16 protein-coding genes are annotated in these 19857 nt (G+C 66.1%); 3 read left to right on the top strand and 13 right to left on the bottom strand.

All coding sequences use genetic code 11. From position 1 onward, the window contains the following. Positions 1 to 28: 28 nt before the first annotated feature. The 3 genes from G315_RS0101610 to G315_RS0101600 all read right to left on the bottom strand — a co-directional run bounded on the left by G315_RS0101610 (position 29) and on the right by G315_RS0101600 (position 3393). Positions 29 to 1537 carry a peptidoglycan DD-metalloendopeptidase family protein gene (locus tag G315_RS0101610; RefSeq protein WP_038034566.1) on the bottom strand — a complete coding sequence of 503 codons (1509 nt, stop codon included), beginning with the start codon at positions 1535 to 1537 and terminating at the stop codon, positions 29 to 31. 99 nt (positions 1538 to 1636) lie between these two features. Further along, positions 1637 to 2419: an ABC transporter permease gene (locus G315_RS0101605; RefSeq protein WP_019611768.1), complete on the bottom strand. Its 783-nt coding sequence runs from the start codon at positions 2417 to 2419 to the stop codon at positions 1637 to 1639. Next, complete coding sequence (locus tag G315_RS0101600; RefSeq protein WP_018145657.1) at positions 2416 to 3393, bottom strand: ABC transporter ATP-binding protein; 978 nt, start codon at positions 3391 to 3393, stop codon at positions 2416 to 2418. The genes G315_RS0101605 and G315_RS0101600 overlap by 4 nt, the downstream gene beginning before the upstream one ends. A gap of 92 nt (positions 3394 to 3485) precedes the next feature. On the opposite strand from G315_RS0101600, the gene G315_RS0101595 reads away from it, so the two are divergent. Further along, entirely contained in the window at positions 3486 to 4871 is a 1386-nt protein-coding gene (locus G315_RS0101595) for a M17 family metallopeptidase (RefSeq protein ID WP_019611767.1), read from the top strand. Positions 4872 to 4888: 17 nt separating this feature from the next. Here the strand turns inward: G315_RS0101595 and G315_RS0101590 are convergent, their stop codons facing one another. Beyond that, a complete protein-coding gene (locus tag G315_RS0101590; RefSeq protein ID WP_019567867.1) occupies positions 4889 to 6316 on the bottom strand; it encodes a Glu/Leu/Phe/Val dehydrogenase in 1428 nt (475 codons plus the stop codon). 56 nt (positions 6317 to 6372) lie between these two features. On the opposite strand from G315_RS0101590, the gene dusA reads away from it, so the two are divergent. Next, positions 6373 to 7362 carry a tRNA dihydrouridine(20/20a) synthase DusA gene (dusA, locus tag G315_RS0101585; protein ID WP_019611766.1) on the top strand — a complete coding sequence of 330 codons (990 nt, stop codon included), beginning with the start codon at positions 6373 to 6375 and terminating at the stop codon, positions 7360 to 7362. 24 nt (positions 7363 to 7386) lie between these two features. On the opposite strand, the gene G315_RS0101580 is transcribed toward dusA, so the two are convergent. Together G315_RS0101580 and purB are read right to left on the bottom strand one after the other, a co-directional pair. Beyond that, entirely contained in the window at positions 7387 to 8559 is a 1173-nt protein-coding gene (locus G315_RS0101580; RefSeq protein WP_019611765.1) for a cupin domain-containing protein, read from the bottom strand. Between the two features lie 13 nt (positions 8560 to 8572). Next, positions 8573 to 9940, bottom strand: a complete 1368-nt coding sequence (purB, locus tag G315_RS0101575; RefSeq protein WP_019611764.1) for an adenylosuccinate lyase — start codon at positions 9938 to 9940, stop codon at positions 8573 to 8575. A 96-nt stretch (positions 9941 to 10036) separates the two neighbouring features. Here purB and G315_RS0101570 point away from each other — a divergent pair, with 96 nt between their 5' ends. Then, the gene (locus G315_RS0101570; RefSeq protein ID WP_019611763.1) at positions 10037 to 11419 is read left to right on the top strand and encodes a lyase family protein; all 1383 of its coding nucleotides are present in this window, start codon (positions 10037 to 10039) and stop codon (positions 11417 to 11419) included. Between the two features lie 43 nt (positions 11420 to 11462). Here G315_RS0101570 and G315_RS0101565 read toward each other — a convergent pair whose 3' ends face one another. The 7 genes from G315_RS0101565 to G315_RS0101535 form a co-directional block, all read right to left on the bottom strand. Beyond that, a complete protein-coding gene (locus G315_RS0101565) occupies positions 11463 to 13415 on the bottom strand; it encodes a bifunctional diguanylate cyclase/phosphodiesterase (RefSeq protein WP_018145664.1) in 1953 nt (650 codons plus the stop codon). Positions 13416 to 13444: 29 nt separating this feature from the next. Next, positions 13445 to 14284: an HDOD domain-containing protein gene (locus G315_RS0101560; protein ID WP_018951458.1), complete on the bottom strand. Its 840-nt coding sequence runs from the start codon at positions 14282 to 14284 to the stop codon at positions 13445 to 13447. Further along, positions 14284 to 14616: a hypothetical protein gene (locus G315_RS0101555; protein ID WP_019611762.1), complete on the bottom strand. Its 333-nt coding sequence runs from the start codon at positions 14614 to 14616 to the stop codon at positions 14284 to 14286. Before G315_RS0101555 ends, G315_RS0101560 begins: the two co-directional genes overlap by 1 nt. A gap of 66 nt (positions 14617 to 14682) precedes the next feature. Next, positions 14683 to 17436 carry an aconitate hydratase AcnA gene (gene acnA, locus G315_RS0101550; RefSeq protein ID WP_019611761.1) on the bottom strand — a complete coding sequence of 918 codons (2754 nt, stop codon included), beginning with the start codon at positions 17434 to 17436 and terminating at the stop codon, positions 14683 to 14685. A 15-nt stretch (positions 17437 to 17451) separates the two neighbouring features. Continuing rightward, a complete protein-coding gene (gene hflD, locus G315_RS0101545; RefSeq protein ID WP_018145668.1) occupies positions 17452 to 18081 on the bottom strand; it encodes a high frequency lysogenization protein HflD in 630 nt (209 codons plus the stop codon). Between the two features lie 75 nt (positions 18082 to 18156). Further along, positions 18157 to 19254, bottom strand: coding sequence for a tRNA 2-thiouridine(34) synthase MnmA (gene mnmA, locus G315_RS0101540; RefSeq protein ID WP_018145669.1), 1098 nt, complete (start codon positions 19252 to 19254; stop codon positions 18157 to 18159). Next, positions 19251 to 19712 (bottom strand): NUDIX domain-containing protein, encoded by a 462-nt coding sequence (locus G315_RS0101535; protein ID WP_019611760.1) that lies wholly within the window; start codon positions 19710 to 19712, stop codon positions 19251 to 19253. Before G315_RS0101535 ends, mnmA begins: the two co-directional genes overlap by 4 nt. Positions 19713 to 19857 lie beyond the last annotated feature (145 nt).

The following is a 19857-nucleotide window of genomic DNA, read 5'->3' as shown; positions in this document are numbered from 1 at the left end:
ATTGCGCGAGACGGGCCGTAATGGGAGGTTAGCGGGCCAATTCTTCGAACGGGGTGAACGCCACCTGCTGGTTGCGCTGTCCGTTATCCAGCTGGGCCAGCAGGGTCTGGCTGATGGACTTGAAGCGGTCGAGCTCGTCGCCTTCCAGGGCGTCGCTTTCCGGCAGTTCCACGCGCATCGGGTTCTGGGGGCGGCTGTTCACGTGGATCTCGTAGTGAAGATGCGGCCCGGTACTGCGACCGGTATTGCCGGACAATGCGATGCGGTCGCCCCGCTCGACGGTCTGACCCGGGCGTACCAGCTGGCGGTCCAGATGCAGGTAGCGGGTGGAGTAGCCTTGACCGTGCTCGATCACGATGAAGCGACCGGCATACGGGTGGTTCTCGACGCGGGTTACGCGACCGTCGGCGGGTGCCTGGATCGGAGTTCCGATTGGCATGGCGAAGTCCGTCCCCTGGTGCGGGGCCACGCGTCCGGTCACCGGGTGACGACGATTCGGGTTGAAGCTGGAGCTGATGCGATAGTTGCCGGAAAACGGGCGGCGATCGAACGGGGGCAGCAGGCTTTCGCCATCCGGGGTGTAGAAGCGCCCGTTGACGTTGCGCGCCGCACGGATCTCGATGCGCTCGCCTTCGTAGTCGAATGCCAGCAGACGCAGGTTGAGCGGGGTGTCGTCGCCTACCAGGGTTTCCTGCTCTACCAGCAGGGTGAACTGGTCGCCGGTACGGGCGTGGGTGCGCACCGGCAGGTAGCGGTCCAGCAGCACGGCCAGGGCGTTGGCCGCACGCGCGGAGATATCCGCGCGTTCGGTCAAGGCGTTGGCGATGTTGCCATCGATCTCGCTCGTAATGATCAGGTGGCTGACCTCGCGGCCGTTCTCGACTTCGCCGAGTTCAAACTCCCAGCCATCGGCCTCGCGAACCCACTCATGCCCACGGGCCCGGTCGGTCCACAGGCGCAGGCGAGTCAGGTAGCCCTCGTTGTCGACCTGCCATTCGATCTCCTGGCCGGGGCGCACACGGTTCAGGATCGAGGCGTTGTCGTCGTCGTCCAGCAGACGGTAGAGGGTTGCCAGCGGGAGTTCCCATTCGCGTTCCCAGAGGCCCGTCAGACGCTCGCCTTTCTGCAGGGTGTGGGTGTACCAGTCGGTGTCCATGGCTGCGGCGTCAGCGGCGACATCGGAGTCGCCGTCGAGATCGAAGGTCTCGTAGGACGTCGGGGCCTCGGCGTCCGGGTCGATTGTGGCGTCGTCGTAATCCGGGGCGGGCTCGCCCGGCAGGTCGGAGGCAAAAGCCACGGTCTGGGCGCCACCCTCGAATGCGGCACTATGCGCCGTCCGTATCGACGCGCCGCCAGCCGGATGCTCCCCACGGGCGAGCGCGAGCTGGGCAGTGGGGAGCGGATTGCCGGCGCCGATTTTCAGCGGTTGGGACGTCTCGGAGGGCTGGGAGGCGAGAAGCAGGCTGGTGCCCACCAGAATGGTGAGTCCGGCGGTGCCCGCCAGAAAGAAATGCAAAGTCTTTCTGTTGTTACCCATATGGCCGTTGCCCTGCAGAGTTTCCGCTTTATACCACGTTTTTTCGGGCAATAAACAGCGTCGGAAGGCGGTCTCCCGGAGTTTCGCGGCCTGCGCGTCTCAGGATCGAATCCCCACGCCCCGGTTGAGCAGGACCAGCGCAACCCCGTACATGACTGCAATGAACCCGGCAATGATGGCAAAGGACATGGCGATCGGGAAGTCGCTATGGCCCAGGCTGCCGTAACGGAAGGCGTCGACCATGTAGAGGATCGGGTTCAGCATGGACACCCCCTGCCAGAACTCCGGCAACAGGCTGATCGAGTAGAACACCCCGCCGAGATAGGTCAGCGGCGTCAGGATGAAGGTCGGGACGATGGCGATGTCGTCGAAGGTACGCGCGAAGACACCGTTGATCAGCCCGGCGAGGGCAAACAGGATGGACGTCATCAGCACGATGCTCAGCATTACGGCGGGGTTGTGGATGCTGAGCGGGCTGAAGAACAGCGAGACCAGCAGTACGGCCACGCCGACCGCCAGGCCCCGCGCCACGCCGCCAAAGACGAACCCGAGAATGATCACGCTGTTGGGGATGGGCGAGACCAGCAGTTCCTCGATGTGGCGCTGGAACTTGGAGCCGAAGAACGACGACACCACATTGGCATAGCTGTTGGTGATCACCGCCAGCATGATCAGGCCCGGGACGATGAAGTCCATGTAACGGTAGCCTTCCATCTCCCCGATGCGCTCGCCGATCAACCCCCCGAAGATGATGAAGTACAGCGCCGTGGTAATGACCGGGGGCAGGACCGTCTGCACCCAGATCCGGGCAAAGCGCAGCACTTCCTTGCTAACGATAGTCCGGAAGGCGGTCCAGTAATCGCGCAGATGGGAGTCGCTCATGCCTGATTCTCCGGCTGCTCGGTGGTCCCGCTCGCGCCGGGGGTCAGATGGCTGGGGCTCTGGCCGGGGCGGGTCATGCGGATGAAGAGTTCCTCCAGCCGGTTGGACTTGTTGCGCATGCTCTGGACGCGAATGCCGGCCTGGTCCAGCACCCGGAACAGGTCGTTCAGGTGCTGGCCGCTGCGGATATCGGCCTCCAGCGTCATCTCGTCCACCTGGCGCAGGGCAATCGGGGAATCCAGCGGGATGCCGGGTGGCGGCTCGCTGAGATCCAGCACCATGGTCTCGGTCTCGAGCTTGGCCAGCAGCTGCTTCATCGTGGTGTTCTCGATGATCGCACCGTCATCGATGATCGCGATGTTGCGGCACAGCGTCTCCGCCTCTTCCAGGTAGTGCGTGGTCAGGATGATGCTGCGCCCGTCGGTATTGATGCGGGTCAGAAAGTCCCACATCGAACGCCGCAGCTCGATGTCGACCCCGGCGGTGGGTTCGTCGAGAATCAGCAGGCGCGGTTCGTGGACCAGGGCGCGGGCGATCATCAGGCGGCGCTTCATGCCGCCGGAGAGCGTGCGCGCCATGTCCTTGCGCTTTTCCCAGAGCCCCAGCTCCTTCAGGTAGTGCTCGCAGCGCTTCCAGGCCTCGCGCCGGGGGATGCCGTAGTACCCGGCCTGATTGACCACGATCTCGCCAATCGGCTCGAAATTGTTGAAGTTGAATTCCTGCGGGACCAGCCCGATGGAGCGCTTCACTGCCTGCAGGTCGGTATCCACGTCATGGCCGAAGACCTTGACCGTGCCGGCGGTCTTGTTGATCAGCGAGGTAATGATCCCGATGGTCGTCGACTTGCCGGCCCCGTTGGGCCCCAGCAGGGCGAAGAAGCTGCCCGGGGCCACCTCGAGGTCGATGCCCTTGAGGGCCTCGAATCCGTTCTTGTAGGTCTTCTTGAGCCCGCGAATCTCCAGCGCTGGCGTCATCGTCACATCCTGTAAGGCTAGGGGGATACGACCCCGGAGGGTCGACAAGGCAGGTATTATGAAGGCTTTGAATTGTTTTCGAGGAAAGCCGCGTGGATTCTGTTTTTGTTGCGTCGTCCGACACCGCCGTTCCCCTGATCCCGGTCAGCCGCGAGTCGCTGCCGGTCCGCCTGGAGAGTGCGCCGGAGAGCTGGCGCAAATGGGTGGACGCTTCTGGGTTCGAGGCGGAGCCGGGCGCAACCCTGCGCATCCCGGATACCGGGGGCGGGCTGGCGGCGGTGCTGGCCGGCTTCGATGCGGAAACTCCGATCTGGATGGTGGCCGCAGCGGCCGAGACCCTGGGAACGGGGGATTACCATCTGGAAATCGATTCCCTGAACCCCGAGATCCAGAACCTCGCGGCCATAGGCTGGGGCCTCGGACGTTATCGCTTCGAGCGTTACCGCGAGGCGCAGGATCGCTCGCCGCGGCTGGTGTGGCCGGAAGACGCGGATCAGGCGCGGGTGCTCGCGTTTGTGGAGTCCATCGGGCTGACCCGCGACCTGATCAACACCCCGGCCGCCGACATGATGCCGGCCAATCTGGCGTTGAAGGCTCGGGAGCTGGCCGAGGAATTCGGCAGCAGCCTGCATCTGGTGAGCGACAGCGACAAGCTGGAACAGGACTTCCCCTGTATCCACGCCGTGGGGGCCGCCAGCGACCACGGGGCCCGGGTAATCGAGCTGACCTGGGGGGCGCCCGACGCGCCGTCGCTGGTGCTGGTGGGCAAGGGCGTGTGCTTCGATTCCGGTGGCCTGAACCTGAAGCCCGGCAATTCCATGCGGCAGATGAAGAAAGACATGGGCGGGGCGGCGATCGTGCTGGGGCTTGCGCGCCTGATCATGGCGCAGGCGCTGCCGGTGCGGCTGACCGTGCTGATCGGGGCCGCGGAGAACGCCATCGGCGCCGGGGCCTTCCGCCCGGGCGATGTGCTGACCGCGCGCAACGGCAAGCGGATCGAGATCGACAACACGGATGCCGAGGGGCGCCTGGTGCTGGCCGATCTGCTGGACCGCGCGGGTTCCTTCCACCCCGACCTGCTGGTGGACTTCGCGACCCTCACCGGGGCGGCGCGTGTCGCCGTCGGGACGGAGATCAGCGCCTGCTTCACCCAGGACGAGGGCTGGGCGCGGGCGCTGGTGGAGCCGGCGCGCGAATGGGACGACCCGGTCTGCCAGTTGCCGCTACATACGCCCTATCGCTACATGCTGGACAGTGACGTGGCCGATATCGTGAACAGCTCTACCGGCGGCCACGGCGGCGCGATTACTGCCGCGCTGTTCCTGAAGGAGTTCGTCCCCGAGGGCACGACCTGGATGCATTTCGACATCATGGCCTTCAACGACCGCGCGCGCCCGGGGCGGCCCAAGGGCGGCGAGGCGATGGGCCTGAGGGCGCTGTTCGCGGCGTTGGAGTCGCGCTACGGGCAAGCGCGGTAGGCGGGGGCCCGCGGGAATCAGATCAGGCTCAGGTCGCTGCGGGCGCGAATGATCTTGCGCAGGGCGATCAGATAGGCGGCGGTGCGGTAGTCGAGTACCTCGCCATTGCTTTCCGTCTCGCGGACCTCGTGCATCTCGCGGAAGGCCTCGCGCATGGCGTCGTCCAGGCCCGAGCGGACCAGGTCGATCTCCTCGGCCCCGCGCACCACGGCATCGCGAATCCATTCGGGGACGCTCTCGTTGGTCATCATCTCGATGGCACTGACGATGTGCTGGCCCTGTGCCTGGTCGTAGCGGCGCTCCAGGCGCCCGAAGCGCATGTGCGACAGATTCCGCACCCACTCGAAGTAGGAGACGATGACGCCGCCGGCGTTGACGTACACATCCGGAAGGATCGTGACCCCGCGATCACGCAGGGCCTGGTCCGCCTCCCAGGTGCAGGGACCGTTGGCCGCCTCGGCGATCAGCCGCGCCTGGATCTGGTCGACGTTGTCCCGATGGATCGCGCCTTCCAGGGCGGCCGGAATCAGGATGTCGCACTCGCGTTCCATGATGCGGTTGCCATCGCGGACGAACTCGACCCCCGCGAAACCCTCCATGGTGCCGCTGCGGCGAACGTAGTCGTGCAGGGCCTCGATATCGATCCCGTCCTCGGAATACACCCCGCCATCGCTCTTGATGACGCCGACAATCTTCGCGTGATCGTCCTCCTGCAGGAAGCGCGCGGCGTAATAGCCCACGTTGCCGAAGCCCTGGATGATGATGCGCTGGTCACCCAGGCCGCCCTCGAACCCGGCCTCGCGGGCCGCCGAGCCTTCCCGGAAAAAGGCCTGCAACGCATACTGAACCCCCCGACCAGTGGCCTCCAGGCGCCCGACCATGCCGCCCAGCTCGACCGGCTTGCCAGTCACCGATGCGGCATGGTCGAGGTCCTCCGGGTGGCGATCGCGATAGGTCTCCATGATCCAGGCCATCTCGCGCTGGGACGTCCCCACATCCGGTGCCGGGACATTCTGGGCCGGGCTGATGTAGTCGCGTTGAATCAGTTCGTGGGCGAACCGTCGGGTAATGCGCTCCATCTCCCATTCGTTGTACTTCTGCGGATCGATGCGCAGGCCGCCCTTGGACCCTCCGAAGGGGATATCCACGATGGCGCATTTGTAGGTCATCAGGGCCGCCAGGGCCTCGGCGTGATCCTGATCCATGGTCGGGGAGAACCGCAGGCCACCCTTGGCCGGCAGGCGATGGGCGGAATGCACCGCGCGCCAGCCCTTGAACACCTCGATGCGGTCGCGAAAGCGGATCGGAAAGCTCACCTGAATGACCGAGTCGCAGGTCTTGACGGCCTCCCGGGCCCCCTCGGGAAGATCGAGGTAGCCCATGGCCCGGTCGACCATGTGTGAGACACTATCGCGAAAGGTTTCAGGCACTTCGCTTTCCGACATAATGGCAATCCTTTCTGATTTTTGGGCGCCGCCTGCGCGGCATGGAGATTCTGTGAATGGGTAACGCGGGCCACGCTCCCGACCCGCGGTTTTCGGTTGCGCCGATGATGGACTGGACGGACACCTGGTGTCGCCGGTTCCATCGGCTGCTGACACGACGGGCATTGTTGTACACCGAGATGGTGCATGCCAACGCGGTCATCCATGGGGATCGCGAACGGTTGCTGGGGTTCTCCCCGGTGGAACACCCGATCGCGCTGCAGCTGGGCGGCTCCGATCCGGCCACGCTGGCGCAGGCCGCGCGCATCGCGGCGGATCGCGGCTACGACGAGATCAACCTGAACGTGGGTTGCCCCTCCGACCGTGTGCAGTCGGGCGCGTTCGGGGCCTGCCTGATGGCACAACCGGGCCTGGTGGCCGAGTGCGTCGCAGCCATGCAGCAGTCCGTTGACGTCCCCGTCACCGTCAAGCACCGCATCGGCATTGACGACCAGGACTCGGAGGCCGACCTGCACGCCTTTGTCGAACGCGTGGCCACCGCCGGGTGCCGCCACTTCGTGGTGCACGCGCGCAAGGCCTGGCTCCAGGGGCTCAGTCCAAAGGACAATCGCGCCGTTCCCCCGCTGGACTATCAGCGCGTCTATCGACTGAAGGCCGAGTTTCCCGACCTGACGATTGTCCTGAACGGCGGACTGGACGACGTCGGCGCCGCGCGCGCGCACCTGGAGCATGTGGACGGGGTCATGTTCGGTCGGCTGGCCTACCACCAGCCCTGGAGCCTGTCGGTTGTGGACCGCCTGTATTTCGGGGGCGGGGACGACCCGACGCGCGAAGAGGTCCTGGAGGGCATCCTGGGGATTGCGGAGGGGATGCGCCGTGATGGCGTGCCGCTGGCGCGTCTGACCCGGCATGTCCTGGGCCTGTTCCACGGCGCGCCGGGCGCGCGCCAGTGGCGGCGGATCCTGACCGAGGGCGCCCACCACCCAGATGCCGGGCCGGCACTGATCGAGCGGGCCGCGCAGGCCTGTCTCCCCCGGGCAGCCTGAAAGCCCGGAGTCGTCGCGGCGTGACTATTCGCCCGGGTCGTCCGGTGCCAGCCAGCCGGCCTCGAGCCCATCCTCGAGGATCTGCCGGATCATGGGGATTGCCTCCTCCCATTCCGCGATGCTGAGCGTCTCCGCGCTACAGAAGGCCTCGAGAATATCCGCAGCAACCGCCTGTGCGGGATAGTCGTTTCCGGCGATGCACAGGATCGGGCCATCGGGGCCCTGGAACCACGCACGCCGGACGCCGGGGTGGATCGCAAAGCGATCGGCTGGGCCTGCAGTGGCCGCCAGCCCCGGGTCCTCCGGGGCGAGCTCGACATTGCCGGTGGGACGGGTCAGGAAACGCCCCAGATAGGCGTCCAGGTCGTGATCCTCCGCCGCCAGCAGGGCGCGCAGGGCTTCGCGCAGCGCCACGCGATCCGCGGCGGGAAGCTCCGCCGCGTGCGCGGACGGGTGCCGACCCGGATCCTCGAAGCGCGCCTGGTCGCCGATCACGTTGGCGCGTTCCTCGAGAAACCCGGTCAGGACATCGAGGATGGTCGGGGCGCGAAATCCTACCGACCAGGTCATGCACTGGTCGTCCAGCGACAGTCCGTAATGCGGCAGGTTGGGGGGCAGGTAGAGCAGGTCGCCGGGACCCAGCTCCCAGGTCTCGGTGGGATCGAATGCCCGCAGGATGGCCAGTGGCAGATCATCATGGCAATCCAGCGAGCCTGGCGGGTCCTGGATCTGCCAGCGGCGCCGGCCCGCGGCCTGGAACAGGAAGACGTCGTACTGATCCACATGCGGCCCGACCGAACCGCCGGGTGGGGCGTAGGAGATCATTAGGTCGTCCCGGCGCCAGCGCGGGATGAAGTCAAAGCGCGACAGGAAATCCGGGCCACCGGGCCAGAAGCGCTCCACGTCAGTAACCAGCAGGGTCCAGTCGCGTTCAGGAAGCTCGCCCAGCCGCTCGGCTTCGAAGGGGCCGTATTCGACATCCCAGTCCTGGCGGTCGACATGCCCGCTGACGATCCGGCTGGCCGCGTCTGGATCGGTGGCCAGGCCGGCGAGGTCATCGGGCTCGATCGGATTGTCGAAACCCGCAATCGCGTCGCGCACCAGTAGCGGGCGCTGTTGCCAGTAGTCGCGCAGGAATTCGGCGGGCGTCAGGCCGCCGAGTAGCGCGAGCGGTTGGTTCGGGTCCGGGGCCCCCATGCCGCGCGCGGGATCAGAGTTCGCGCGCGAGTCGGTCGGCGATCCCGGTGTAGCTGCCCGGCGTCAGCTCGCGCAGGCGGGCACGGGCCTCTTCCGGGATCTCGAGGCCGTCGATGAACGCCGCCAGGCCCTCGGGGGTGATGCGCTGACCCCGGGTCAGTTCCTTGAGCTTCTCGTAGGGCGACTCGATGCCGTAGCGGCGCATCACGGTCTGCACGGCCTCGCCGAGGACCTCCCAGTTCTGGTCTAGGTCCTCTGCCAGGCGTCCCGACTCGATCTCCAGCTTGCCGAGGCCGCGGCCGAACGCCTTGTAGGCGATCAGCGACCAGGCGAATGCCAGGCCGATGTTGCGCAGTACGGTGGAGTCGGTCAGGTCGCGCTGGAACCGCGAAACGGGCAGCTTGCTCGCCAAGTGGTCGAACAGGGCGTTGGCCAGACCCAGGTTGCCCTCGGCGTTCTCGAAGTCGATCGGGTTGACCTTGTGCGGCATGGTCGAGGAGCCGACTTCGCCGGCGACCACCTTCTGCTTGAAATAGCCCAGCGAGATGTAGCCCCAGATGTCGCGCGACGCATCCAGAAGGATCGTGTTCGCGCGCATGAAGGCGTGGAACAACTCCGCCAGGAAGTCGTGCGGCTCGATTTGGGTCGTATGGGTGTTCGGTTCCAGGCCCAGACTCTCGATCATCCGGCGCGACAGGGACGGCCAGTCGACCTCGGGGTAGGCCACGGAATGGGCGTTGAAGTTGCCCACCGCGCCATTGATCTTGCCGAGGCAGGCCACCCCGGCGATCTCGGCGCGCTGCCGCTCCAGTCGCGCGACCACGTTGGCCAGTTCCTTGCCCATGGTGGTGGGGGAGGCGGGCTGGCCGTGGGTGCGCGCGAGCATGGGCTGTTCGGCGAAGCGGCCGGACAGTTCGCGCAGCGGTGCGAGCACGGCGTCCAGGGCCGGCAGCATCACCATGTCGCGCGCCTCGCGGACCATCACGCCATAGGCGAGGTTGTTGATGTCCTCGGAGGTGCAGGCAAAGTGCACGAACTCGATCTGGCTCTGCAGGTCGGAGCGATCCGCCATCTGCTCCTTGATGTAGTACTCGATCGCCTTCACGTCGTGGTTTGTGGTCGCCTCGATCTCCTTGACCCGGGCGCCCGCGGTCTCGTTGAAGCTGAAGGCGATCTCGTCGAGGAAGGCGCCGGCCGTATCGGTCAGCGCCGGGACCTCGGGGATCGCGGGCTCGGCGGCCAGGGCCTTGAGCCAGGCGATCTCCACCCGCACGCGGGCCTGCATCAGACCTTGTTCGGAGAAGTAGGGGGCCAGGTCGCGGGTATGCCGGGCATAGCGGCCATCGACGGGGCTGATCGCGGACAACGGGCTCAGGGACATGGGGATTCCGGGGTCGGGTTCGGGACAGGCGGCGCAGTATACTAAGGTGCTCAACTGCAATACAGCATCGCGCCACGCGCAAACCAGGAGGAAGGCATGTCGAAGCCCGCAATGCGTCAGGAACAGGACAGTCTCGGGACGGTGGAGGTCCCGGAGCAAGCCCTGTGGGGCGCCCAGACCCAGCGCGCTGTGGACAACTTCCACATCAGCGGGCGGCCGCTGCCGCAGGCCTTCATTCGCGCCCTGGCCCAGACGAAGGCCGCCTGCGCCGAGGCCAACCAGGGGCTCGACCAGCTCCCGGACGAGGTGGTCGGGGCGATCGTCGCGGCTGCCGAGAGCATCGTCAGCGGCGAGCATGCCGATGCCTTCCCGGTGGATGTCTATCAGACGGGTTCCGGGACCAGCAGCAACATGAACATGAACGAGGTGATCGCGCGGCTGGCCTCGAGTGATGCCTTGACAGTCCACCCGAACGATCACGTCAACCGTTCCCAAAGCTCCAATGACGTGATCCCCACCGCCCTGCATGTGGCTGCGTCCGTTCAGATGGAAAAGCAGCTGATGCCGGCCTTGCGTCATCTCATTGCGACCATCGCCCGGCGCGAGGGCGAACTGACCGCAATCGTGAAGACCGGACGCACCCATCTGATGGACGCGATGCCGGTGCGGATGAGTCAGGAGCTGTCCGGCTGGCGCCGGCAACTGGAACTGGACGTCGAACGCCTTCGCGACACGCGCGCGCGGGTCAACCGACTGGCGATTGGCGGCACGGCGGTGGGCACCGGCATCAATGCACCGGCCCAGTTCGGGGACCGGGTCACCCACCGCCTGGCGGAGCGCACCGGGATCGCCTTCGAGCGCGAACCCAACGGCTTTGCGGCACTGGCCAGCCAGGACACCGCTGTGGAGCTCTCCGGCCAGCTGCGCACCACGGCCACCAGCCTGATCAAGATCGCCAACGACCTGCGCTGGATGAATTCGGGCCCGCTGGCCGGACTGGGTGAGATCGCCCTGCCGGCCCTGCAACCGGGCAGTTCGATTATGCCGGGCAAGGTCAACCCGGTGATCCCCGAGGCAGTGATCATGGCCGCGCAGCAGGTCGTGGGCCTGGACGCCGCGGTCGCCGCCGCGGGACAGGGGGGCAATTTCCAGCTCAACGTCGGACTGCCGCTGATCGCCGACAATCTGCTCAACCAGATGGGTCTGCTGGCGCGCGCGGCCGAACACCTTGCCGATCGGGCCATCGCCGGCTTCACCGTCAACGAGGAGGTCTTGCGCGCGGCCCTGGACCGCAACCCGATCCTGGTGACGGCGCTGAACGCAGAGATCGGCTACGAGGCCGGCGCCCGGATTGCCAAGGAGGCGTACGCCAGTGGCCGGCCGATCGTTGATGTCGCGGCGGAACATACGGACATCCCGCGTGAACGCCTGCAGGCCTTGCTGAACCCGGCGACCCTGACCGAGCCCCAGACGGACTAGTCCGAGGCCGCCCGGGCCCATGCATCGGGGGTGACGAACGGGGTCAGGCGGTCGCGGCTGGCAGCTGGATCCGGTCGCGGAGCAGACCCCGAAGCGCATCGAACGCCACCGGGTGCGAGAAATAGAAGCCCTGGGCCGTGTGGCAATCCAGCTGTTGCAGTATCTCCGCCTGGCGTTCGGTCTCCACGCCCTCCGCAATCACGTCCAGCCCCAGGGTATGGGCCATCAGGATGATCGCGCGGACGATCTGCGAATGTTCCTCGCCCTGGTCGAGATCCTTCACGAAGGAGCGGTCGATCTTCAGGGTGTCGGCCGGTATCTGCTTGAGCTGCACGAGGGACGCATGACCGGTTCCGAAATCGTCGACCGCCAGGGACATGCCGGCGTGACGCAGTCGCTGGAAGACCCGCGCCGCCCCTTGGGGATCGTCCATGATCGCGGTCTCGGTGAGCTCCAGCTCGATACAGCGGGGCGGAATGCCAGTCTCGCGGATAATGCGGTGGAAGGTCCCCGCAAGATCCGGCTGGCGCAGTTGGCGCGCGGAGACATTGATTGCGATACGCGGCAGTTCGTCTTCGGCCAGGCGCAGGGACTGCAGGTCCCGACAGACCTGGCGCAACACCCATTCCCCGATCTCCTCGATCAGGGTCATGTCCTCGGCCAGTTCGATGAAGTGGCTGGGGGGCAGCAGACCCAGCGTTGGGTGCTGCCAGCGAATCAACGCCTCCGCGCCGATGATTCGGCCGCTGTCCAGGTCGATCTTGGGCTGGTAATGCAGTCTTAGCTGATCATTGGCAATTGCCTGCCCCAGTTCGTTTTCCAGCTCAAAGTGGCGGAAGGTGCGGGCGTTGAGGTCCTGAGTGTAGAACCGGAACCCGTTGCGACCGCGCTGCTTGGCCTCGTACATCGCCGCATCGGCATTGCCGAGCAGGGTGTCCGCATCCTCGCCGTCATAGGGGTAGACGGCAATCCCGCAGGAGACACTGCTGACCACGGGCTGATCGAAGATCTGCCGCTCGGTCGCCGTTTTGCGCACGACATCGGTGACCAGCCGGACAACGCCCTCCAGGCCATGGGTGTCCTCGACGAGGATGCCGAACTCGTCGCCGCCAAGACGCGACAGGGTGGTTCGCAGGTGGCGTCCCGAGCGTTCTCGGGCATGGTCCAGCAGAGCGGACAGGTCCTGGGCGACCTTGCGGATCAGCTCGTCGCCGGCGCGGTGACCCAGCGAATCGTTGGTGCGCTTGAAGTTGTCCAGATCCAGCAGGATCAAGGCCACATGACCCGCCGCAGCACCCGCGTGGCGCTCCATCGCCTGCGACAGCCGGTCGCTGAACAGCATGCGGTTGGGCAGGTTGGTCAGCGAGTCGTGGGACATGTGGTGCAGCAGCTCGCGTGACTGGCGCTCGGTGATGCGCTGCAGTGCCTTCTGGCGCCGGTCCATCATCTGAAACAGGTCGGCACTCTCCAGGGCATAGGCGGTGTTGAACAGCACCATGGTCAGTGTCGACAGGATCATCTCGTAGCGTTGCAGCTCCGCCTGCCGGAAGCGGGCGACGAACATCCCGCGAATCCGGGTGCGCGTCGAGATCACGTGCAGCATCACACTCTCGCCCTCGACCGGGGAGGGCAGACAGACCGGATGGTTCTGGTGCAGCGCCCAGGAGAACTGGCCGTCCTGGATCAGTTGCTCGACAGTCTCCGACAGGTCCGGCGCCAGTTCCCCGGGGCGTTCCTGATAGTCCAGGTTGAACGAGCAGTCGTTGTCCAGGACGTACACCGCCATGTCCTGCGTCGGCAGCAGGCGCCGGATGGACTCGACGGTGTTCTGGATGATCAGTTCGGGACTGCGGTTACGGTCAGTGTCGCCGAAGATCGCCGTGGTCGAGGCGAGCACATCCATCGCGTAGGCGTTGGCCTCCAGCGCTTCCTCGAGGAAACGGATGCGCTCATGGAGGGCATTGACCTCCTCGGGCGTGCGGTACGATGGGCTCATGCAACAGCGTCCTTTGCTTGCATACAGGCTCAGTCGAGGAGGATCGTCTGCATCTGATCCAGATGCTTGCGGGCGTGGCCGATGATGTCCTCGTAGACCGCCATCTCCAGGCCAATGCGGTCGAAGGTCTCCGGGGCAACCGGGGGCACGAAACGTTCCCCGGAGGATCCCAGGCGCAAGGAGTTGGCGATGCTGTCGGCGACGTGCACGATGGCCGTCTCCACGGGAAACGCGCGGGCCTCTTCCGGGGCATGGTGGTAGCGCGTGGCTTCCACCTGGGCCGGGGCCATGCCCCATTCCTCCAGCAGGGCGGACCCGATGGCGGCGTGGTCAAAACCCAGCAGCTCGCGTTCTGCCTCGTACAACAGGCACTGCTCGCGCTCGCGGATGTTGATCAGCTCCTCGGTGCGGCTGCCCAGCCGGAGAAACAGCAGCAGCCGCCCGAGGTCGTGCATGATCCCGTAGAGGTACAGACGTTCGATGTTCGCTTCGCGCCGAAAGCGGGCGATCGAGCGGCTGAGCACGCCGACTGCAATGCTGTGGCGCCAGAACGATTCCATGTCGACGCCGATGACCGGCAGGCCGCGGAAGTGCTCGATCACGATGGTCGACAGCACGATCTGCCGCATCTGTTGCAGGCCGATGATGGAGACTGCCCGGTGCAGGGTATCGATCGGTTCGGGGAAACCGTACAGCGAAGAGTTCGCCATGCGCAGCGTCTTCGCCGCAATGGCCGGGTCCAGTTCCACCGCCTCGGTAATCCCGGCCACGTTCGCGGTCGGGTCGCTAAGGCGCGAGAAGATCGTGTTGTAACTCCCGGAAAAGCTGCACAACGAGTCATCCTGCTCGAGAAACTCGGCAACGGTCATCATGCGCTCCGGGCCTTGTGGCCGCGGCGCATGAGCTCGTCGAGCAGCTGGGTACGCGCGATGGAGTAGATGCCGTCCATGGGATAGCCGGTCAAGTCACAGTGACGGAAGCGCTCGGCCAGGATGGCATCGGCCTGTTCCTCCATCTCCGGCGTGGGCCGGGCATCCGCAGCCAGGTCCGGGACCTCGTCGTCCTGGGAATCGTTGGCTGCGGCATGTTCGTCCTCGACGATCTCGACAGTGCTGATGCCCCAGGACAGGAGCACGCGGATCTGCTTGTCCTGCAGCACCATGCCGGCGGGGATCAGGAGACGGCCGGAACGGTCATGCACGGCTGTTGCCAGCGTCTGACCGGACTGAATCACCTCCGTGGATACCCGCCGTCCCATGGCCAAACCTTATGCGGAAGCCGCGAGCTGGCGCAACACGTAGGGCAGGATGCCGCCGTGGCGGAAGTAATCCACCTCCTGCGGGGTATCCAGCCGCACACGCACGGCAAAGGTCTTGCGTTGGCCATCATCGGCCACGGCCGTGACCGTGGCCTCGCGCGACTCGCCGTTCTCCACGCCGGTAATGCTGTAGGTCTCGCGCCCGGTCAGTTCGTGGCTGGCCGCGTTCTCGCCGGGCAGGAACTGCAGCGGCAGTACACCCATCCCCACCAGGTTGGAGCGGTGGATACGCTCGAAGGTCTCGACGATGACCGCCTTGACGCCCAGCAGCAGGGTGCCCTTGGCGGCCCAGTCGCGCGAAGAGCCGGTGCCATATTCCTGTCCGGCGATGACGATCAGCGGGGTGTGCTCTGCCTGGTACTGCATCGCCGCGTCGTAGATCGACATCTGCTCGCCATCCGGCAGGTGCTGGGTCACGCCCCCCTGGGTCCCGGGCGCCAGCAGATTGCGCAGGCGCACGTTGGCGAAGGTCCCGCGCATCATCACTTCGTGGTTCCCGCGGCGGGAGCCATAGGAGTTGAAGTCGGCCGGCTTCACGCCCTGGGACTCCAGGTAGCGACCCGCCGGGCTGTCCTTGGCGATGGAGCCGGCCGGGGAGATGTGGTCCGTGGTCACCGAATCACCCAGCAGCGCGAGGACGCGCGCGCCCTGGACATCGTTCCAGGGTGTAGGCGTCATGCTCATGCCCTCGAAGTAGGGCGGGTTGCGTACGTAGGTGGAGTCCTCCTGCCAGTCGAAGCGCTGACCCTGTGGAGCCTCCAGGTTGCGCCAGCGTTCCTCGCCGGAATAGAGGTCACCATAGGCGCTGGTAAAGCTGCTGGCGCCGACATGGCTGGCCACCGCCTCGCGCACTTCTTGCGTGGTCGGCCAGATATCCTTCAGGTAGACCGGCTCGCCCTGTTGATTCTCCCCGATCGGGTCGCTGTACAGGTCGATGTTGCTGCGTCCCGCCAGGGCGTAGGCGACCACCAGCGGCGGCGAGGCCAGGAAGTTCATCTGCACCTCCGAGTGGATCCGCCCCTCGAAGTTGCGGTTGCCGGAGAGTACCGAGCTGACGATCAGGTCGTCCTTGATGATGGCCTCGGAGATCGGTTCCGGCAGCGGACCGGAGTTGCCGATGCACGTGGTGCAGCCATAGCCCACCACGTGGAAACCGAGGGCTTCCAGATCGGTCAACAGCCCGGACTTCTCCAGGTAATCGGTTACCACGCGGGAGCCGGGGGCCAGCGAGGTCTTGACCCAGGGCTTCACTTGCAGCCCGGCCTCGCGCGCCTTGCGCGCCACGAGGCCGGCACCCAGCATCACCGAGGGGTTGGAGGTGTTGGTGCAGGAGGTGATCGCCGCGATCACGATGTCGCCGTGATCCAGGGTGAAGGTCTCGCCGTCCATCTCGATGGCGGTGTGGTGGGGCTCCTCCGCCTGATGCTCCACGCCGACCGCGGTGTGCCCGCCCTCGGCCGCGAAGCGCTCGGCGTCGTCCGGTTCGTCGGCGCCGCTGGCGCGCTCCTTCAGCATGGTGTCGAGGTGACGGCTGATGGTCGCGCCGGCCTGGCTCAGCGGGATGCGGTCCTGTGGGCGCTTGGGCCCGGCCAGGCTCGGCTCCACAGTGGACAGATCCAGTTCGAACATGTCGCTGTAGCGGGCGATCGGGGCGTTGTCGTTGCGCCACAGGCCCTGGGCCTTCGCGTAGGCCTCGATGAACTCGATGTGCTGGGCGTCGCGCCCGGTCAGGCGCAGGTAGGTCAGGGTCTCGTCATCGATCGGGAAGATGCCGCAGGTGGCGCCATATTCCGGCGCCATGTTGGCGATGGTCGCGCGATCGGCCAGCGGCAGATCGGCCAGGCCGTCGCCGAAGAACTCGACGAACTTGCCGACCACGCCCTTCTTGCGCAACGTCTCGACGATCACCAGCACCAGGTCGGTCGCGGTCGCGCCCTCGGCCAGCTTGCCGGTCAGGCGGAAGCCCACGACCTGCGGGATCAGCATGGAGATCGGCTGGCCGAGCATCGCGGCCTCGGCCTCGATGCCGCCCACGCCCCAGCCGAGCACGCCCAGGCCGTTGATCATGGTGGTGTGGGAATCGGTCCCGACCAGGGTGTCCGGGTAGGCCATGCAGCCCCCCTCGGCCTGGTCATCCACGAACACCGTGCGGGCCAGGTACTCCAGGTTTACCTGGTGGACGATGCCGGTGTCCGGCGGCACCACCTTGAAGGTGTCGAACGCCTGCTGGCCCCACTTGAGGAAGCTGTAGCGCTCGCGGTTGCGCGAGTATTCGAGCTCCGCGTTCAGGTTCATCGCGTTGGCGTTGCCGTGGGCATCCACCTGCACCGAGTGGTCGATGACCAGTTCGGCTGGCTGCAGCGGGGTGATCTTTTTCGGATCGCCCCCCAGCGCCTCCATGGCATCGCGCATCGCGGCCAGGTCGACGACCGCGGGCACGCCGGTGAAGTCCTGCAGCAGCACGCGCGCGGGACGGAACGCGATCTCCTGGGAGGGTTCCGCCTTCGGATCCCAGTCCAGCAAGGCCTCGATGTCGGCGCGGCGCACCGTGCGCTCGTCCTCGAAGCGCAGCAGGTTTTCCAGCAGCACCTTCAGCGCAAACGGCAGGTCGGTCGCCCGGGCGTCGTCGGTGATCGGCACGTAGCGGCATTCGCGGCCGCCAGCGGTGAGGGTCCGGGTGTTCTTGGGGTCAGCGTGGCTCATGTGCGTCTTCCGCGTTCAGGTATTGAGTCGATTGAGGATGGCATGCGCTTCGCGAATCAGCCGCTTGCGGCCGAAAAGCAATTTCCAGCGCGATCCACCGGCCTGGCGCCAGAGGACCGCCGCCCGGATCCCGGCCAACAGCAGCGCGCGGATGCGCGCTGCGGTGTCGGGATTGGAGAGGTTGTTCTGTTCGCCCTGCACGATGATGCGCGGGCCGAGTTCGGAGATGGTCTCCTTGTAGATCTCGGCCAGCCGGGCAATCACGCTTTCGTGGGTGATGTGGAAGTAGTCGATCTGGCGCTGGGCGCCCTGCAGGCCGTCGGTCAGCTTCTGCAGCATGTCGTCACGCTTTTGCAGCTTGCGCTCGAGGAAGATCAGCCCGATGGCGTAACGGGTGATCTCCATGTCCGGCGGCTTGCTGCCGTTTTGCAGTTGGCTCTCGATGCGCTCCAGACCACTGCGCAGGCTGACCGCCTCGCGATAGACCGCTTCCGGGGTGTCCGCGTCGAAGGCGAACAGGCTCCCGACCAGGACCTCGAATTCGTAGTCGTCGCAGCTCCCGCGCCAGGCCAGATCCTTGACCAGGCTCGCGCACTGGAAGAGGGCGGCCAGCGCCAGGGTGCGGTTGTGATCGGAGCGGTCCAAACCAGTCGGTTCCTTGGGTGGGTCGGAGTCGGGTCGCCGGGCAGCGGCCACTATACCGGAAGTGGCCTGGCAGACTCACGGCGCATTCGTGGTTCGTGTGGCGATCACCGCCCCACCCAGACAGACATCGCCACGGTAGAAGGCGATGGACTGCCCCGGCGTCGCCGCGCGTTGGGGTGTGTCGAAGACCACGGTGGCGCCGGCCGTGTCCAGCGCCTGCACCCGGCATTCCTGCAAGGGCTGGCGATGGCGTAACCGGGCCTGCAGCGGCTCACCGGGGACCGGTACATCGTGGATCCAGTGCACCAACTCGGTGGTCAGCGACGGGCTCATCAATAGCGGGTGCTGGGGATCCTGGGCGACCACCAGGGTGTTGCTGTCCAGGTCCTTGTCGACGACATACCACGGGGCTTCGGCAAAGCCGTCGACCCCGCCGATCCCCAGGCCCTGGCGCTGACCGAGGGTGTAGAACATCAGACCCTGGTGGCGACCGACCACCTGGCCTTCCGGGGTGCGCATCGCTCCCTCGGGCGCTTTCAGGTACTGGGCGAGGAAGTCACGGAAGCGTCGCTCGCCAATGAAGCAGATCCCGGTGGAATCCTTGCGCGCATGGTTCGGCAGACCCAGTTCCCGGGCGCGTTCGCGGACCTGATGCTTGGGAATGTCTCCGAGCGGGAACAGGGCGGGGCGCAGTTGCTCCTGGGTCAGGGTATGCAGGAAGTAGGTCTGGTCCTTGTTGGCATCGGCCGCCTGGCACAGCTCACTGTAGTGCGCGTGATGGCGCACCCGGGCGTAGTGACCGGTGGCAATCCAGCGCGCCCCGAGATCCCGGGCATGATCGAGGAACGAGCGGAACTTGATCTCGCGGTTGCAGAGGATGTCGGGGTTCGGGGTGCGCCCGGCCTCGTACTCATGCAGGAATTGCGCGAAAACGCGCTGGCGGTAGTCCTCGGCAAAGTTCGCCTTGTGCAGCGGGATTTCCAGGCAGTCCGCCACCTCACGGGCCATGGCATAGTCGGCCTCGGCGGCGCAGTACTCGGCGTCGTCGTCATCTTCCCAGTTCTTCATGAACAGGCCTTCGACGCGATAGCCGGCCTCCAGCAGGCGGCTCGCCGCGACAGCGGAATCGACCCCACCGGACAATCCAACGATGACGCGCTCGCCGCGCATCATGCGCCCGGCGCCCGAACCAGATCGCCCACCGCCGCGAGCGGCAGCCGCAAGCCGTCCTGATACCGGCGGATGCTGCGCATCACCAGCAGACTGCGCAACGGCCATTCACCCTCGGCCTGTTCGGGCGCCAGCCAGTGCAGGGCATGAATCGCCGGGTCGCGGGGGGTTGGGGATTGAACCGGTGTCACCGGGCCGCAGAAGGCCACGCGCAGGATCACGGCGCCGCTGGCCACTTGCAGCAAGTCGCAGCCGAGGACCGCCTCGGGCACGAATTCCAGGCAGGTTTCCTCGCGGACCTCGCGGATCACGGCCGCGATCAGGTCCTCGCCGGCATCCAGGTGGCCTGCGGGCTGGTTCAGCACCCGGCGGCCGGCGTCGGTCTCCTCGACGAACAGGAACCGGCCCTCGCGCTCGATTACGGCGGCCACGGTGATATGACAGGGGAGGCGATCGGTCATGCCACGGATGATAACGCAGGCTGCCGGTCGGGCTGCCATACGGGAACGCGCAATCGCGCACTGGTTCGGTCACCGGAAAACCCAGTCCGGCATGTATAATCAGGTCATACGTGATTAACGATTCATCTACGAGATCCGCACAAGG

The sequence above is a fragment of the Thioalkalivibrio sp. AKL7 genome (genome assembly GCF_000381705.1).
Classification (GTDB): domain Bacteria; phylum Pseudomonadota; class Gammaproteobacteria; order Ectothiorhodospirales; family Ectothiorhodospiraceae; genus Thioalkalivibrio; species Thioalkalivibrio versutus.
This window is presented reverse-complemented; position numbering and strand designations above follow the sequence as displayed.